14 protein-coding genes and 4 pseudogenes are annotated in these 16,403 nt (G+C 60.1%); all 18 read right to left on the minus strand.

Annotated elements, in window-relative coordinates; translation table 11 throughout:
• Window positions 1-131: 131 nt before the first annotated feature.
• A pseudogene (locus LDP01_RS06145) lies at window positions 132-2,646 on the minus strand (phosphatidylglycerol lysyltransferase domain-containing protein).
• Window positions 2,628-3,926 (minus strand): alpha/beta hydrolase, encoded by a 1,299-nt coding sequence (locus LDP01_RS06150; RefSeq protein ID WP_224087983.1) that lies wholly within the window; start codon window positions 3,924-3,926, stop codon window positions 2,628-2,630. The pseudogene LDP01_RS06145 and the gene LDP01_RS06150 overlap by 19 nt, the downstream one beginning before the upstream one ends.
• Before the next feature lie 5 nt (window positions 3,927-3,931).
• Window positions 3,932-4,363 carry a DUF2550 domain-containing protein gene (locus tag LDP01_RS06155; RefSeq protein WP_224091077.1) on the minus strand — a complete coding sequence of 144 codons (432 nt, stop codon included), beginning with the start codon at window positions 4,361-4,363 and terminating at the stop codon, window positions 3,932-3,934.
• A 10-nt stretch (window positions 4,364-4,373) separates the two neighbouring features.
• On the minus strand, window positions 4,374-4,658 hold the full coding sequence (locus LDP01_RS06160) for a F0F1 ATP synthase subunit epsilon (protein ID WP_216923952.1): 285 nt from the start codon (window positions 4,656-4,658) through the stop codon (window positions 4,374-4,376).
• A gap of 1 nt (window position 4,659) precedes the next feature.
• Window positions 4,660-6,112 (minus strand): annotated as a pseudogene (gene atpD / locus LDP01_RS06165) (F0F1 ATP synthase subunit beta).
• 84 nt (window positions 6,113-6,196) lie between these two features.
• Window positions 6,197-7,087, minus strand: coding sequence for a F0F1 ATP synthase subunit gamma (locus LDP01_RS06170; RefSeq protein ID WP_224087984.1), 891 nt, complete (start codon window positions 7,085-7,087; stop codon window positions 6,197-6,199).
• 77 nt (window positions 7,088-7,164) lie between these two features.
• A complete protein-coding gene (gene atpA / locus LDP01_RS06175; RefSeq protein WP_216924164.1) occupies window positions 7,165-8,802 on the minus strand; it encodes a F0F1 ATP synthase subunit alpha in 1,638 nt (545 codons plus the stop codon).
• Between the two features lie 85 nt (window positions 8,803-8,887).
• Window positions 8,888-9,715, minus strand: a complete 828-nt coding sequence (locus LDP01_RS06180) for a F0F1 ATP synthase subunit delta (RefSeq protein ID WP_224087985.1) — start codon at window positions 9,713-9,715, stop codon at window positions 8,888-8,890.
• Window positions 9,715-10,272: a F0F1 ATP synthase subunit B gene (locus LDP01_RS06185; RefSeq protein WP_224087986.1), complete on the minus strand. Its 558-nt coding sequence runs from the start codon at window positions 10,270-10,272 to the stop codon at window positions 9,715-9,717. Before LDP01_RS06185 ends, LDP01_RS06180 begins: the two co-directional genes overlap by 1 nt.
• Before the next feature lie 56 nt (window positions 10,273-10,328).
• Complete coding sequence (gene atpE, locus LDP01_RS06190; protein ID WP_009356484.1) at window positions 10,329-10,532, minus strand: ATP synthase F0 subunit C; 204 nt, start codon at window positions 10,530-10,532, stop codon at window positions 10,329-10,331.
• 76 nt (window positions 10,533-10,608) lie between these two features.
• Window positions 10,609-11,411, minus strand: a pseudogene (gene atpB, locus LDP01_RS06195) (F0F1 ATP synthase subunit A).
• Window positions 11,412-11,492: 81 nt separating this feature from the next.
• Window positions 11,493-11,825, minus strand: a complete 333-nt coding sequence (locus LDP01_RS06200; RefSeq protein ID WP_224087987.1) for a hypothetical protein — start codon at window positions 11,823-11,825, stop codon at window positions 11,493-11,495.
• Entirely contained in the window at window positions 11,812-12,303 is a 492-nt protein-coding gene (locus tag LDP01_RS06205) for a Cg1360 family ATP-synthase-associated protein (protein ID WP_224087988.1), read from the minus strand. Before LDP01_RS06205 ends, LDP01_RS06200 begins: the two co-directional genes overlap by 14 nt.
• Before the next feature lie 113 nt (window positions 12,304-12,416).
• On the minus strand, window positions 12,417-13,535 hold the full coding sequence (locus LDP01_RS06210) for an MraY family glycosyltransferase (RefSeq protein WP_224087989.1): 1,119 nt from the start codon (window positions 13,533-13,535) through the stop codon (window positions 12,417-12,419).
• Window positions 13,536-13,817: 282 nt separating this feature from the next.
• A complete protein-coding gene (locus LDP01_RS06215; protein WP_224087991.1) occupies window positions 13,818-14,546 on the minus strand; it encodes a glycosyltransferase family protein in 729 nt (242 codons plus the stop codon).
• Window positions 14,506-14,775: a glycosyltransferase gene (locus tag LDP01_RS06220; protein ID WP_224087992.1), complete on the minus strand. Its 270-nt coding sequence runs from the start codon at window positions 14,773-14,775 to the stop codon at window positions 14,506-14,508. Before LDP01_RS06220 ends, LDP01_RS06215 begins: the two co-directional genes overlap by 41 nt.
• The gene (locus tag LDP01_RS06225; RefSeq protein WP_224087993.1) at window positions 14,776-15,561 is read right to left on the minus strand and encodes a WecB/TagA/CpsF family glycosyltransferase; all 786 of its coding nucleotides are present in this window, start codon (window positions 15,559-15,561) and stop codon (window positions 14,776-14,778) included.
• Window positions 15,558-16,402, minus strand: a pseudogene (locus LDP01_RS06230) (L-threonylcarbamoyladenylate synthase). The gene LDP01_RS06225 and the pseudogene LDP01_RS06230 overlap by 4 nt, the downstream one beginning before the upstream one ends.
• Window position 16,403 lies beyond the last annotated feature (1 nt).

The following is a 16,403-nucleotide window of genomic DNA, read 5'->3' on the forward strand; positions in this document are numbered from 1 at the left end:
GTCCCGGCTTTCCAGTCGGGATCAACGTGTTTAACAGCCGGAATGTCGGATGAAATGTCTGATATTTCGACAACCCTTGTTACAAAGCGTGAAGAAATGCTAAACGGCCTCAGAGAAAAGACGTCGTGAATTCAAGCAACCAGTGTCCGCAGCAGTCTGGCAGATTGCCGCACGGACAATCCCGGAAGGTATGCGCGGCTCAGCGCCCTGCCTATTGCGGGCAGGTGCAACGGCTCCTGGTAATACATATACAAAGTTCTGTAATCGGGTTGGAACCGTGACTTAAAGGAAGCAAGGGAACGGAACCCATAGACGGGTTCCAGGGCCTGGCCAACCAAGTCCAACATGCCGGCAAGTCCCTCGGCTTGCTGATCAATCTCGTCCTTCTCCCGCGCCAAGGGCGAACCGGAGAGTGAGATAACTTCCACCGACTCCCTGAGATGGAGGATGGCGGAGGCAATCAGGAATTCCATCACTCCCGGGAAGGCATCGCCGCGCCGACGCATGAAGTCCAGGGTCCAGCTGACAACACTGCCGTTCCGGTAGACAGGAAGCCAGCTGGTGACGCCATAAACGAACCCCTCAGCATCAGTGGCCACGCAGCACAACACGTCAGGGTCCTCAAGTTCATCCAGGCCGCCCAACGTAAATCCCATTTCAGGTACGCGTTTTTGTGCAGCCCACTCTTCAGACACCTCGCCCACTTGTGCACGCAGGGCATGGGGCAAACCGTCGTACCGGCCCCATGTGGCAGTGATCCCCATCTTTGCTGCCCGGTTGAGGGACGTCCTGACGTTCTGCCATTCCTTGCCGCGGAACTCCAAACCCCTGATCCTCAACCGGGTTTCCTGCGCGACAGCAACCCTTCGAAAGCCGCGGGCCTGAAGCATGGGCCACAACTCATCTGTACATGAGTAGAGGCAAGGTATCAGGGCATGCTGGGAACAGAAATCAAGGAATCCTCCAGCAGTCTCTACATGGTGCTCCCCCGCGCCCACGGGACCGGCCAAGGTCAGGGCGACATGGCCGTGCTGCTGGTATGCCACTGCCCCCGTACCGCCAGGATTGAACCAATATTTGTTCGGCTCCCAGAGCGCCATCCACGACAACGAATCACCACCGGCTTTCACCAGCTCGCGTGCACGGTCCCGCCCTTGATGGTCCAAGCCGGCAGCATGATGGCCTCGGATGAGGAGTATCCAGACTCCAATCAACGCCACAAGCCAGAAGACGGTCCCGGAGTAGGAGAACAGAAAGACTTCAAAAGCGTCGCGCTCAGCAAAGACCTTGCGGTACACGCTGGGCAACGGAACCGGCAGGTACTGCCGGGCGAGCTCTGCACCCAAACCCAGCAAGCCGCCGTCGCGCGTCATGCCGCCCGAGGCCAGCCATACGGCAGTGTATGCAAGCGCCAGGGACGCACCTGTGAGGCCAACCAGCCAAAAGACGCGCCGCCGCAAACGGGCAGAGGATTCGACCCGGAAGTGTCCACGATAAGCAAACAACAGGACCGCCAGGGTAAGCGGAACCAGGACCAAGGGGATCAGATGCACAACTGCCGGGTTCAACATCGCCGCTTGACGTCCCGGGGGCATTGGAATGCCCGCAAAAAGGCTCAAGTAGACAGTCGAAAGGGCCACTACGACCAACTGGACACCGATCGCTATCCCCAACGCCAGGCGCCGCCCACGCCGCATGCCGTCGGCACAGATCAGCAACAAGACCACAGGCACAACCGCAAGTGCCAGGCCAAACGGACCCGTATAGCCCTGACGGCTTAGCTCGAGGCAAGCCACGTCAATGGTGCCGCCGCAATTGCTTTCCAGTTGGCTCAGAGTGGGGAGCGGGTTAAGGATGACATCCCGCAACAAGGCCAGAGGTCCCGAAGGGCTCTTGGCTGCAGCGGTCAGTATGGGGCCGGCAGCGAAAATGGCCATGGTGAGGGCCAGCAGGTTCCGCACTTCACGGGCCTGTGGAGCGGTGCAGGTGAAGGTGCCCTTGGCTGCTCTGGGTCCACCACGCAGCCCCCAAGCCCAACAAAGCCCCCACAAGCCCCATCAAGGTCTCGGCGTGCCCGATGTACAGCACGAGCAGCAGGGACAGGGAGAGGACCACGGTCCTCAATCGTCGTTGCCAAAGCGTTGGCAACATGGCGCTGGCGGCAAGCGCTGTGGCTATCAAGGCACCGTAGGGTCCTATCAGCCGGGTATCCACCATCCTGGAGATCCAACCATCATCCATGTACCGCGCCACCTGGGTGACCAGGAGGAATGCCGCAACGCATGCAAACTGGCTGCCCAGGAAGACCCCGGCCGTCCGGAAGAAGCCGAATCGCCGCTCTGCAAGCCCCAACAGGAACAGGATCATGAGCGCAGCAGTGACAAACGCCAGCAGGTTGGTCGTAAAGAACAATGACGTCCAGATAGACCACCACTCCCCCGACCGCAGCCCAGCCAGGGTCACGCCCGCCACAGGCAGCAATGATTCCGCAGGACCCCCAAGGATGCTGCCGGACACAACGGACACGGCCACGAACAGCGCAAGCACGAGCGTGGTGAAGGGAGTAGCACGGAGATGTTTGGCGGCTTGCCTCAAGACGGGCTGCACGACGCCTTTCAGGGCAAGGCTCACTGGACTATTCCCCAACGGGAAGACAAGAAATCCAGCGCATCAGGCATACCCCTGACCACAGCATCCCACGAGTGGCCGGCGTGCTGGATTGAGTGTGCTTGGACGCTAAATCCCGCTGCCGTTCCAGCGTCGGCAAGAACGTGCATATAGTCTGTGAACTCGGTGTCCGTGGCGCCCGCTGCCAAGTACAGGCCGCTGCCCGCGTAATCCCGCTGTTGCATCAAAAACAAAGGGGTCCTTGACTCGAAAGCGGCCACGTCGCCGTCGAACGAGTCTGCGATGGTCTTGTTCCGGTCCTTCGCCAGCGATGGCTCCCGCTCAGCGGAAAAACCCACTACCGAAGTAAACAATTCCGGATGCTTTGTCCCCATCTGTACCGCGCACGTACCGCCATACGAAAAGCCACCCACTGCCCACAGCCGGTGATCGTTTGATACATCCAAGGTGGAGCTGATCCAGGCAGGTACGTCCTGGGAGAGATAGGTGTCAGCCTGCGCGATGCGGCTGTCCATGCATAACGTGTTGGCGTTTGCCGAGCCGTTTGGGTCCACCACGACCGCGACGGGGGCGATCCCGCCATGGGCGTCAGCAAACCTGTCCAGTTGCGCACGGAGTTGGCCCCCTGTTAACCAGTCGGCGGGGCCCCCGGGTTGGCCTGAAAAAAGCACCAGCACAGGCAAGCTTGGCCGTGCTGCGGTTTGATAGGCCGGAGGCAGGTAGATGTAGGCCTCCCGTGCTGTGAAGCCCGATATGTTTCCCGGGATCTGGGACTTTCGAAGGATGCCGCCCCGCGGCATTGACTCGGGAGCTCTCCAAACCGACGGCGCAGGTCCAGGCTTGCTGTCCGGAGCGCGTTGAAGGCTGCCCTCCAAGGGCTGGATACGGGCGACGGCTGTACCTAGAAGGTCAGCCACCGTGTTGTTCAGTCCGAAGTAGGCATTGACTTGGACAACACTCAAGAGAACCACGCCCAGCGTCGCTACCAGGCCGCGGGCACGACTTTTCCACGTGGCCTGGGGAAATCGCGTCGCAAACAGCAGAGCGGCCGCGACAGCCGGAACCGACCACGCCAGGGTCTCAAAGGGAAGGTTTTCCGAGAAGATGGCCAGCAGATCAACCAGGACCCAGTGGGCCAGCGCCACAACGGCGACGCCACCCGCAACGCAGGCCGCGACGGCCAGTGGCCAGGAACGCTGACGCCTCCATAGAAGGTACGCGGCTCCCACCACACCGCCGATAATGCTCAACCACAGGAATGGTCCATCAACAAGGCTGACGTCCAGAAGAAAATCCATGGGGCCTAACGCCAGGTTCCGACGCCGATGACAGGTCCGGCCTCGAGCCAGGAAGAAAGACCGGCATAGGCATCGAAGTTCATGGCAAGCATGAACTTCTTACCTTCATATTGGAGTTCAACCACGACGACGCCGGGCTGCACCTTGACGAGCTCATCCTCAGTGGGTTGACGCCGGCCAAGCAGCTCCAACGAACTGCGTTTATATCTGTGTTTTGGGATCACGCTCAGGGACATCAAGCGGAACCACTCAAGTTCATTGTCCTGATAACGACAAACCCCCATCTGCCAGCTGTTTCCAGCCGTGCAAATGGAGGCGTCGACCGTGCCCAGGGCGCGCCGCAGATTGAAGCGGCGCACCCCAAAAAGGCACAGTGAAAAAATCAGCAACGCAAACGCCGTTGCCAGGGCGATGAACGGAATAAGGGAATCGTCCATCAAGGTCGTGCTATCGGATCCCCGCTGTAGCCGCTTCGCCCAGTTGGGCGTTGTCAGCAACAATGACCACACGATCGTTGTCGACGGAGAAGAAACCACCGTCAACAACTACCGCAATACGGTCACCGGAAACCGGCTGGATTGCCAGCTCACCCTCGGCCAGGATGGCCAGGAGGGGCGAGTGGCCCGGCAGGATTCCGATTTCACCATCGCTGGTGCGGGCCTTCACCATCTTGGCCGCGCCGGACCACACAAAGTGGTCCGCTGCGACAATCTCAACCTCGAGCTCAGCCATACTACTTGGTCTGTTCCTGGATCTTGGCCCAGTTGCGCTCGACGTCATCCAGGGCCACCGACGTTGAAGAACGCCTGCTCTGCGATGTGGTCCAGCTCGCCGTCGCAGATAGCGGTGAAGCCTTCCACAGTGTCCTTGATGGACACGGTGGAGCCTTCAACGCCGGTGAACTGCTTGGCGGTGTAGGTGTTCTGGGACAGGAACTGCTGGATACGGCGTGCACGCGACACGACGATCTTGTCTTCTTCAGACAGTTCGTCAACGCCGAGGATGGCGATGATGTCCTGGAGTTCCTTGTTCTTCTGCAGGATCTGCTTGACACGGACAGCCGTGTTGTAGTGGTCCTTGCCGATGTACTGGGGGTCCAGGATGCGGGAAGTCGACGTCAGCGGGTCAACGGCCGGGTACAGACCACGGGAGGCGATTTCACGGGAAAGTTCCGTGGTCGCGTCGAGGTGTGCGAAGGTCGTTGCCGGAGCCGGGTCGGTGTAGTCATCAGCAGGCACGTAAATAGCCTGCATCGACGTGATGGAGTGACCCTTGGTGGACGTGATGCGCTCCTGGAGGAGGCCCATCTCGTCAGCAAGGTTCGGCTGGTAACCCACAGCGGACGGCATACGGCCAAGCAGCGTGGAAACTTCCGAACCTGCCTGCGTGAAGCGGAAGATGTTGTCAATGAAGAGCAACACGTCCTGGTTCTGAACATCGCGGAAGTACTCCGCCATGGTCAGTGCGGACAGGGCCACGCGCAGACGCGTTCCCGGCGGCTCATCCATCTGGCCGAAGACAAGAGCGGTGTCCTTGAGAACGCCGGCCTCTTCCATTTCAACCCAGAGGTCGTTACCTTCACGGGTACGCTCGCCAACACCGGCGAATACGGAAGTACCACCGAAGTTGCGGGCAACACGGGTGATCATTTCCTGGATCAGAACGGTCTTGCCAACACCGGCGCCACCGAACAGGCCGATCTTTCCACCCTTGATGTACGGGGTGAGGAGGTCGATGACCTTGATGCCGGTCTCGAGCATCTCCGTGGAGCCCTCGAGGGAAGCGAAGGCCGGAGCCTTGCGGTGGATCGGCCAGTAGGCGTCAGCCTTGATCTCGGATTCTTCGACGTCCAGCGGCTTGCCGAGGACGTTGAAGATGTGGCCCTTGACGCCGTCGCCGACGGGCACGGAGATCGGAGCACCCGAGTCCTGCACGGTGGTTCCGCGGACGAGTCCGTCGGTAGCCTGCAGGGAGATGGCGCGGACGAGGTTGTCACCCAGGTGCTGGGAGGTCTCGAACGTGATGGTCTTGGTCTGGCCATTGAGTGTGATCTCAGTGGTCAGAGCGTTGTAAATCGAGGGGATTGCGTCAGCCGGGAATTCGACGTCGACAACCGGACCAATAACACGGGCAATGCGGCCGGTGGCACCGGCCGTTGCTACGTGTTCGGTAGCAGTGGCAGTCATCTCTCTCACTTCACTCAGTAGATGGCGTGGGGTTAAGTTTATCTGTTTGGTGCAGGTGCGGCTTCGAGCCGAATCCGTTACCGGCTAGGACGCGAGGGCGTCGGCGCCGGCCACGATTTCGGAAAGCTCCTGCGTAATCTCGGCCTGGCGGGCCGTGTTGCGAAGGCGCGTGTACTTCTTGATCAGTTCCGTAGCGTTGTCACCGGCCGACTTCATGGCACGCTGGCGGGCTGCGAGCTCGGAAGCTGCGGCCTGCAGCATGGCTGCAAAGATGCGGGATTCGATGTAACGCGGAAGCAGGGCATCAAGGACCTGCTCCGTTTCCGGTTCGAACTCGTACAACGGCAGCAGGTCGGACTCCGAAGCGGCTTCTTCTTCGACGACTTCCAGAGGAAGCAAACGGATAACCGTCGGCTCCTGCGTCACCATGGACTTGAAGCGGGTGTATACGACGTGGATTTCGTCCACGCCACCTTCTTCGTAGTCGGTGGCGAAGTCTTCGAGGAGTGCAGCTCCGACTTCCTGTGCGGTTTCGAATTCCGGTGCATCCGTGCCGCCAGTCCAATTGCGGGCGTAGTCACGGTTGCGGAAATCGAAGTACGCCTGCGCCTTGCGGCCCACCAGGTACGCCTTGACTTCCTTGCCTTCTGCGTGAAGAAGCTCGGTGAGACCTTCAGCCTGCTTCAGCACACTCGCGGAGTAGGATCCTGCAAGGCCACGGTCTGAAGTGATAATCAGGACTGCGGCACGGCGGATCTGCTCCGGCTCAGTGGTCAGCGGGTGGTCGATTTCGCTCTGACTTGCGACAGCAGAAACGGCACGGGTAATCGCGTTCGCGTAAGGCAGTGAAGCTGCTACGCGGGCGCGGGCCTTACCGATGCGCGAGGTAGCGATCAGTTCCATCGCCTTGAAGATCTTGCGCATCGACGTCGTCGAGCTGATCTTCTGACGGTAGACCCGAATCTGGGCTCCCATACTTATCCTTTCCTAAGTTCCCGACGTACTGCCCTGCCGGGGCCCCTTGAGGACCCCGGCAGAACAGGTCATCGAAACTAGCGCTTCTGCTTGACGATCTTTTCCTGGTCGACGTCGCCGCCGGAAATCGCTTCGTGCTCTTCGTGGCCGGCGCCAACCAGACGGTCGTCGCCTTCACCGAAGAAGCCCTTCTTGAAGGAAACGATTGCTTCCTTCAAGGCTGCGGCGGTGTCGTCATCCAGGACGTTGGTCTGAGCCAGCGTGGTCAGGATGGAGGACTTGTGCTTCAGGTGCTCCAGGAACTCGGACTCGAAGCGGCTGATGTCTTCAACCGGGACGTCGTCCAGGTAGCCGTTGGTGCCGGCCCAGATGGAAACAACCTGGTCCTCAACCGGGAACGGTGAGTACTGGCCCTGCTTGAGCAGTTCCATCAGGCGTGCGCCACGGGTCAGCTGCTGGCGGGAAGCCGCATCCAGGTCAGAGGCGAACATGGCGAATGCCTGCATGTCGCGGTACTGGGCCAGGTCCAGCTTCAAGGTACCGGAGACCTTCTTCATGGACTTGACCTGGGCAGCGCCACCAACGCGGGAGACGGACACACCAACGTCAACAGCAGGGCGCTGGTTGGCGTTGAAGAGGTCCGACTGGAGGAAGATCTGACCATCCGTGATGGAGATCACGTTGGTGGGGATGTAGGCGGAAACGTCGTTTGCCTTGGTTTCGACGATCGGAAGACCGGTCATCGAACCTGCGCCGAGCTCGTCGGAGAGCTTTGCGCAACGCTCCAGCAAGCGGGAGTGCAAGTAGAAGACGTCACCGGGGTAAGCTTCGCGTCCCGGCGGACGACGCAGCAGCAGCGACACGGCGCGGTAGGCTTCAGCCTGCTTGGACAGGTCATCGAAGATCACCAGAACGTGCTTGCCACCGTACATCCAGTGCTGGCCGATGGCCGAGCCTGCATACGGTGCCAGGTACTTGAATCCGGCAGGGTCCGAGGCCGGGGAGGCCACGATGGTGGTGTACTCCAGCGCGCCGTGATCCTCAAGGGTCTGGCGTACTGCGGCAATGGTGGAAGCCTTCTGGCCAACACCAACGTAGACGCAACGTACCTGCTTGGTAACATCGCCGGAAGCCCAGTTGGCCTTCTGGTTGATGATGGTGTCCACAGCGATTGCGGTCTTGCCGGTCTGGCGGTCACCGATGATCAGCTGACGCTGGCCGCGGCCGATCGGAATCATGGCGTCGATAGCCTTGAGGCCGGTCTGCATCGGCTCGTGAACCGACTTGCGCTCGGTGACGCCCGGAGCCTGGAGTTCCAGTGCACGGGTGGTCTCGGCCTTGATCTCGCCGAGGTCGTCGATCGGCTGGCCCAGCGGGTCGACAACGCGACCGAGGAAGGCATCGCCAACCGGAACGGACAGGATCTCACCGGTGCGGTGAACTTCCTGGCCTTCTTCGATACCGGTGAAGTCACCGAGGATAATGACACCGATCTCGCGGACGTCAAGGTTCTGGGCGAGGCCCAGCGTGCCATCTTCGAAGCGAAGCAGCTCGTTCGCCATGACCGAGGGAAGACCCTCAACACGGGCGATGCCGTCACTTGCGGTGGTCACACGACCAACCTCTACGCGCTCTGCGTTTCCGGGTTCGTAGGACGCCGCGAACTCGTTCAACGCATTACGGACGTCGTCGGCGTTGATGGTCAATTCGGCCATCTGCAGTCCCTGCTCTCCTGTTTTCGTGATCATCGTTGCTCACGATGACCGGGTTTTATATCAGTTAAGTTGTGCTTTGTCTTCGCTAGACAGCGAGCTGACGGCGGAGGTCGGTCAGGCGGCCGATAACAGAAGCGTCAAGCACTTCATCACCCACCTGAACCCGGATTCCACCAATCAGGCGGGGGTCAACATTGACGTTGACCTTCAGCTCGCGGCCGTACAGGGCATTCAGCCCGGCCTGCAGACGGCTGGCCTGCGTTTCCGTCAACGGACGGGTAACGCTGACAGTTGCAATCCAGCGCTGCTGACGCTTGGCTGCAAGCTTGGCGAAGGACTCGACGAGCTTGCTCGGCTTGACACCGCGCGGCTGAGTTACGGCCTGGCCAATGAGAACCTTTGCTTCCTCGCTGCTGCCAGGAACAAGTTTCTCGGCCAGGACCACCTTGGCCGCGGCGGATGCCTGCGGCTCAGACAGAGCACGTTGTACTTCGTGGCTGGAAGCGACGGCCTGGTTGAAAGCAAACAGATCGTTTTCCAGCTCTTCCAGCCCCGTAATACCAGAGGCAGAAACGGCCGACTTGTTTTCAGCTACGGCAATGACAACCGTGGCGGCAAGAGTCTCGAGTGCATCGCCGATATCGCGTGCAGATGCCCAGCGCAAGCCAGCCAGTCCGCCCGCGATTTCAGCAGCATCAGCGGAGACTTTTCCGCTAACCAGCTGCTTGACCAGCGCCGACTTCTCGTCTCCACTACGGGACGGGTCAGTCAGGGCGCGGCGCAAGCCAGCCGAGCTGTCCACCGTTCCCAGGATTCCGAAGAGGTCCTTTGCCAACTGCAGCGAGGCAAAAGGAAGCTTGGCTTCCAACTGCGCCAGCGCCGTGGTCAGCGATTCGCTCGATATACCTGCCATTACTTAGCTGCACCTGCGTTCTGGGTCTCCAGATCTGCCAGGAAGCGGTCCACAACGCGTGCGGCACGCTCATCATCAGTGAGTGCTTCACCAACGATGCGGCCAGCCAACGTGGTAGCCAAAGTGCCAACCTCTGAGCGAAGCGAGACAACGGCTGCCTGGCGCTCGGACTCAATGGCAGCGTGTGCCTGCTCTGTGATGCGGGCAGACTCGGCAGCAGCCTTGGCCTTGAGGTCCGCGAGGATCTGGGCGCCTTCAGCGCGTGCTTCTTCGCGGATCCGGTTGGCTTCGGCGCGGGCGTCGGTGAGCTGCTGCTTGTACTCTTCAAGAGCTGCAGAAGCTTCGGCCTGTGCCTTTTCTGCCTTTGCGATGCCACCTTCAATCGCTTCGGCGCGCTCTGCGAAGGTCTTCTCGAACATCGGGACAATGAACTTGACCACGATGTACAGGAGGACAGCAAAGCCGACGAGGACGACGCCCATTTCCCAAACATTGGGAACGAGAGGGTTAGCGGCCTCTTCGCCTTCAGTGGCGGCTGAGATGATCAGCTGATTCATATTTCACCCGTCCTATCTACTCGGTTGCGGAATTCGCTTTGTTCGAAAGTCGAAGACTAGAGAACGAAAGCGAAGACGAGGCCGAGGATGGCAAGAGCTTCGGTCAGTGCCAGACCAAGGAATGCGATCGGCTGCAGCACGCGCTGAGCTTCCGGCTGACGAGCAACACCGTTGATGTAAGCCGCGAATACGAGACCCACACCGATACCACCGCCGATTGCGGACAGACCGTAACCTACGAGGTTGAGATTGCCTTCCATTTTTTTCCTTTCAAGATGCCACCCATGTGGCAGGTTGTTTGGTTTACTTCAATCCCCTCAAGGGGAAGTTTTGAGCCTAGTGGCTGTCGGCGTGCAGGGCGCCTTCAATGTAGATCGCGGTCAGCAGCGTGAACACGTAGGGCCCTGCAGGGCCATGATGAGGGCCTCGAGCATGTACATGGCAATAGCGCCAACAAGGACGAGAACCGACGTGCCCTTCAAAAGGACGTTCTCCTGCATGATCAGGAACTCAATACCGGAACCGGCGAGCATGACGATCAGGTGGCCGGCCAGCATGGTCGCGAACAGACGGAGGCTGTGCGTAACGGGGCGGACCAGGAAGTTGGAGATGATTTCGATCGGAACAACGATCGGCAGGATGTACCACGGCACACCAGACGGAACGGTTGCGAGCTTGAAATACTTCAGCCCGTTCTTCTTGATGCCGATGGCAATCCAGGTGAAGTACACGATGCCGGCCAGCACATAGGCGCCGCCAACGTGCGAGAAGCTCGGGAGCTGGATCAGCGGGATGGCGCCGTAGATGTTGTTCACCAGAATGAAGAAGAACAAGCTGAACAACAGCGGGACGTACTTGATGAAGTCCTTGCCGCCGATGATGTCCTTGGCGATGCTGTTGCGGACGAAGCCATAGGCCATTTCGCCTGCGAACTGCAGCTTGCCGGGAACCAGCTGCTGCTTACGTGCAGCGAGGATGAAGAATGTAGCGATAATGACGACCGAAAGGATCACCAGCAGCATCTGCTTGGAGAAGCCATCGTGCGCACCCCAAGGCAGGATTGCCGGCAGGTGCATTTCGTCGATTCCGGGTGGGGTGAATGACCCCGAATCCTGGGCGGGGAGCGCAAGCGCGATCAACGCGTTTCCTCTCTGCTGTGTCCATCATTGGGCATTGGTTGGAAGCCGGACGCGCTCGACGCATCCATATTCCGTGTGAAATTATTTGGCATTACTGTCCCCGTCCGTGGACGGACCGCTGTCTGCGTTGCTCTCGCCAGAAGAAGAGCTTTGCCTGGTGAGGCCGTGCATATGGGAAAGATAGAACCCTCCTGCGGCTCCCAGCAGAGCGCCAAGGAGCACAATCCAGCGGGTCCCCCACAGATTATCCAGACCCCAGCCTATCAAACTCCAGACAATGATCCCGCCAACGATGTAGCTGAAGACGGCGATGCCGGCGTTGTATCCACCATCGTTTCCGGCGTCGGCAGAATCGTTGGCCGAACCTTGCGACGGAGTGTGGCTTGACAGGGACTTGCGCTTACGCAGAGACATCCGTGCCACCCTTCCCATCCGCAGGATCGTTGTAGATCTGGAGGCGGGCTTTGCTGAAACCGTAAATCTCTGCAGACTGCCAAAGGATGACAGCCACAACTGCGCCGATCACGAACCATCGGCCGTGCAACCAGGCGGGAGTACCGATCACAAAGAGGATCACGGCAAAGCCGACGACTTTTACGAAGTACGTCGCCACGAACAGGCCGACGGCGCCGGAAGGATTATTGCGGCCAACGAAATGACCGATCAGAAGGCTGATCGCAAAGAAGAGCATGACCAGCGCGGCACCGAATGCTGCTGAAAGCGCACCTTGGCCACCATTCATGAACGCAGCGACGATACTCGTCACGAGCAATCCGGCCAGAGCAGCAGCGGAGCTCAAGAGCAGCAAGCGCAGCCACAGGTTGGAGGTTTCCCCGGAAACTCCAACAGCGCGTTTACCGGACGGGCGTCCGGAATCGGCGTTGGATGTCATGGGGATACCAATCCTCGTGGCACGGGTGCCATATTCTCAAAGTGGGGTTACGGGCGAGTGACTGTCCGCAGAAAGAATTCTACATGAGATAGAACTGTGACCATAACCGGAAGTCATGAGCGCTCCCCCGGGCCCGCGGTATTCCGCGTGAAGTACGGCCATGCGGTAACAGCGGCCATGACGAGAGCAGCAACAACCACCACGATCAACACAATCTGCCAAGGGAACACTGCGAACGCCACCCCGCCGAACGCCAGGATGCACGTCCAGACATAAAGCATGACGACGGCGGTGCGGTGCGAGTAGCCGAGGTCCACGAGCTTGTGGTGGAGGTGCCCACGGTCTGCGGACCAAGGAGACTGTCCCCGGGCGGTCCTGCGAACCACGGCCATTCCGAAATCCAGGAGCGGAAGGGACAGCACGGCGAACGGCAGGAGGATCGGGATGATCGTCGGGATGCCGTTGGCGCGGTCATAGAGCCCGGATCCGATTTGCCCCGTTGCCACTACGCCGGCTGAAGCCATGAGGAGACCGATGAGCATGGCACCGGAGTCCCCCATGAAGATCTTGGCTGGAAACCAGTTGTGCGGCAGGAATCCTATGCAGCCGCCCACCAGGATCGCCATCAGGAGTGTCGCAAGGTCTGAATTGTCAGTGGATGGGTTGTTCCGATGGACCCAGTACGCAGTGAGGAAGAAGGCACCGCCGCCTATGGTGGCTACACCTGCAGCCAATCCATCCAGCCCATCAATGAAGTTGACGGCGTTCATGGTGGTAACAATCAGCCCTGCTGTCAGGACAATCTGGACGAGCTCGGATTCAATCAGGATCGGTTCGGGGATGAACGGAACCACGGACATCCTCACACCCCAAATGGCGACGATGAAAGCCGCTGTTGCCTGCCCCAGGAGCTTGATCCACCAGCGGATATCGAGGATGTCGTCCGCGACCCCCACTGCGACGATCACGACTGCTCCGGCCAAGATGCCCCACGGAGCATCGTTATGCCTGAATATGTCCTTCACGAAGAACGAGTTGCTTGCCACCACAAGGGCAACAAAAAAGCCTGCAAAGATGCCAAGCCCGCCCAGTTTTGAGATGAGTGCGGAGTGCATGTCCCTGCTGCGGATGGGACGGTAAAGCCGTAATTTGTTACCGAGTACGCGGGCTCCCCACGTGCCGGCATAGGATACCAAGGCAGCCGTGAGCGCCATCAGCAGGTACATAATCATGACGCGGCTCCGGAAAGCAGCACAATGCCGGAATCAGCTGCACGGACCAACGTATGCAGCCGGTGCATCGCTGGAAAGCCGTGTAGTTCCGGGCAGGTCAAGGTGTGGATTTCTGTCTGTCGATAAATGGAACTACTCCGTCGCCATGCCTGCACCGGCTGTGCCAAATGATGCTGGGATTTCTGTGGACTCTAGTCACGATACTAATGCCAATGGTCGTGGCCACCGGCGTGACGCAGCCGCAAGACTACAGCTGATGTGCTGTAGCCACGCGGCCGGCTTCTACCTGGCAGGCTCCTGGACGTTACGCAGGGCGTAGATCCCCTTGAGCACTTCGGCGTTGGACCGGGGCGCCTTCAAACTATGGCGCAGGCCCTTGAACAAGCCATCAAGCAGTATTTTGCGGTTTGACGACGCAGCAATGGTCTTGGCCCAATTGCGTAGCGAAGCTCCCGTAAAGAGGACCTTTTCCCAAGGAGCCAGGGCGTTGGATCTCGTGTAGACCCAGAGCTTGTTACGAACTTCGTAGTAGAACCGGGGGCCGGGGTCCGCCCCTGCATCTCCAAACACTTTGGTGTGATGACTGGCAACCGACGCACTGGTAGCGAGGGCAGTTCCCCGGCGCGAAACCCTGGCCGTGTATTCGAGGTCATCGTTCCAGATGAAGTAATCGGCAATGGGCAGTCCGTGACGCCGGATCTCGTCAGCGCGAATCAGGACAGAGACGAAGGATGCGCTGCGGATCTGAACCGCTCCTAGCCGGGCAGCGGTGCTGCGCGCCGCCTCGCTGGCACCGATGCGTGGACGCATGCGGTTCATTGGGTGGTCGCGACCATCCGTCCACACCACCCGGCTCGCGATGAACGCGGGAGCTTCCCCGGTTTCCTGTTCATAAGCCTCGGACACATCCAGCGCCTCGCGAAGTGCGCCGGGCTGCGGTTCGGTGTCGTCGTCCATGATCCAGACGTGGTCAGCGCCGTGGTCCAGGAACTGCGCGCTCCATGCCCACAACAAATCCCCCGGCGCCGCCCACGTTGGCGTTGAGCGTAACAACGTCCGTGGGCACAGCTCCCCGATAGGCCCTGAGGAACTCCGCAGTTTCGTCTGTGGAGGCGTTGTCCACGACGACGACGGCGTCCGGCACCTCGGTCCCGGCGGTGATGCCGGCCAAGGTGGTCTCAAGGAGTTCACGCCGGTTATAGGTCACCACAACGGCGACCACAACGGGTTTGGACGTCATTTACTTGCCTTTGGTCTGGGATGGCTGGAAGTGGCGCCGAATCAACAGGCCCGCCAACTTCCACGGTTCAACAAAAACTCTGTAGGCAACACGGCCCGGATGGAGAACCAGGCGCCACGCCCATTCGAGCCCAAGGCGCCCGAGCCAACGCGGCGCGAGCTTCTGGACGCCGGCCACCTGTTCAATGGCACCGCCAACGGCACAATACACAGCGGGCGGAAACTGAGTGAGTCGCCGATGCAGCACCGTCTCCTGGAGCGGCATGCCAAGGCCCAGCAGCACCAGTTGAGGACGGAAGCGGTCCAACCACTCCACGACAGCCATTTCCAAGGCCTCGTCCCATCCTTCGCCGGGCATTCCATCTACCGTCGCATCAGGAATGATGGTGCGCAGCCGGGCCACCGCCTGCGTATTTGCCGCCCGTCCGGCGCCGATCACGGCGACCCGTTCCAGCCCCTTCACTCCCCCAAGAGCCGGGATCCAGTCCATGGATCCAAGCCGGTAGGCCATGGGGCCTTGTCCCAGGGGCTTCAGTTGCCGTTTGTGGGCCAAGCCCCAAAGCATGGCTACCGGGGCGCCGTCGAGGAGGACGATCGAGCTTTGATCGTAAAGTGAACGGAAATCTGCGCACGAGTGGAACAGCGTAATGCTGTGAAGATTGTGTCCGAGCACAGTGCGGGTGGTTCCGGTGGAGATGAGTCCATCCAGTGCATCGATCAATTCATTGACGCGCAGCGGAGTCGCGTCTACGTCAAGGACGGGGACGCGCTGGCGTTCCGGAATCATTCGGGTTTGGCTTCACGTGGGGCGTCGGGTGCCGATGCTGATACAGCAGGCGCCGGATCCTCGACGGCGGGTGCTTCCGTTACTTCGACAGGTGCGTCCTGCGCCGTGGCCGCTTCGGAGACAGGTTTTTCCTGTGCTGCTGCCGCGGTTTCTGCCGCCGGAGCAACAGAAGGTACAGGCTCGTCAACGCCGAGGACGGAAGGAACAACTTCACGCAAGCGTTCCAGGGAGATGGCGCCCTGACGTACCACCCGGAAGGGTTCGGAGGTCGCATCCACGATGGTGGAAGGCAGTGCAGCAGTACCCTTCACGGGCCGGAAGCCGCCTTCAAGGTAAACTTCCACGGAATCTGCGAGCTGGAGCCGCGCCTCTGAGGCGGTCTGTGCTGCTTCCTGGCCCGTGCGGTTGGCCGATGACACAGCCAGCGGGGCCCTGTAAGGCCCAGGAGCTCCAGTGCGAGTTCGTCGTCGGGCATCCGCAGGGCCACCGTGCCCTTGGTATCACCCAGGTCCCAATCCAAAGACGGCTGGGCGTGGAGGATGAGCGTCAATCCACCGGGCCAGAACGCCTGCGCCAAGGCCCTGGCGTTGGCGGATACATCGCTCGCGAGTCCGTCCAGGGCATTGATGCGCGGAATCAGGACCGGAGGGGGCATTTGCCGGCTACGGCCCTTGGAAGCCAACAACATTGTCACGGCCAAGGGGGAAAAGGCGTCAGCTGCAATGCCGTACACGGTGTCCGTCGGCAGCACGATGCACTTCTTTTCGCTGATGGCACGCTGCGCGTGCTGAAGTCCTTCAGCCCGCTGGTCATCGGAAGTGCAATTGTAGGTTGTGGTCACA

The sequence above is a fragment of the Arthrobacter sp. StoSoilB13 genome, from assembly GCF_019977255.1.
Taxonomy (GTDB): domain Bacteria; phylum Actinomycetota; class Actinomycetes; order Actinomycetales; family Micrococcaceae; genus Arthrobacter.

Coding starts and splice junctions, on each gene's coding strand:
- atpA (WP_216924164.1), bottom strand. CDS start 8,802: ATGGCCGAATTGACCATCAACGCCGACGACGTCCGTAATGCGTTGAAC.
- LDP01_RS06180 (WP_224087985.1), bottom strand. CDS start 9,715: ATGGCAGGTATATCGAGCGAATCGCTGACCACGGCGCTGGCGCAGTTG.
- LDP01_RS06205 (WP_224087988.1), bottom strand. CDS start 12,303: ATGACATCCAACGCCGATTCCGGACGCCCGTCCGGTAAACGCGCTGTT.
- LDP01_RS06220 (WP_224087992.1), bottom strand. CDS start 14,775: ATGACGTCCAAACCCGTTGTGGTCGCCGTTGTGGTGACCTATAACCGG.
- LDP01_RS06200 (WP_224087987.1), bottom strand. CDS start 11,825: ATGTCTCTGCGTAAGCGCAAGTCCCTGTCAAGCCACACTCCGTCGCAA.
- atpE (WP_009356484.1), bottom strand. CDS start 10,532: ATGGAAGGCAATCTCAACCTCGTAGGTTACGGTCTGTCCGCAATCGGC.
- LDP01_RS06170 (WP_224087984.1), bottom strand. CDS start 7,087: ATGGGAGCCCAGATTCGGGTCTACCGTCAGAAGATCAGCTCGACGACG.
- LDP01_RS06150 (WP_224087983.1), bottom strand. CDS start 3,926: ATGGATTTTCTTCTGGACGTCAGCCTTGTTGATGGACCATTCCTGTGG.
- LDP01_RS06160 (WP_216923952.1), bottom strand. CDS start 4,658: ATGGCTGAGCTCGAGGTTGAGATTGTCGCAGCGGACCACTTTGTGTGG.
- LDP01_RS06185 (WP_224087986.1), bottom strand. CDS start 10,272: ATGAATCAGCTGATCATCTCAGCCGCCACTGAAGGCGAAGAGGCCGCT.
- LDP01_RS06210 (WP_224087989.1), bottom strand. CDS start 13,535: ATGATTATGTACCTGCTGATGGCGCTCACGGCTGCCTTGGTATCCTAT.
- LDP01_RS06225 (WP_224087993.1), bottom strand. CDS start 15,561: ATGATTCCGGAACGCCAGCGCGTCCCCGTCCTTGACGTAGACGCGACT.
- LDP01_RS06155 (WP_224091077.1), bottom strand. CDS start 4,363: ATGGACGATTCCCTTATTCCGTTCATCGCCCTGGCAACGGCGTTTGCG.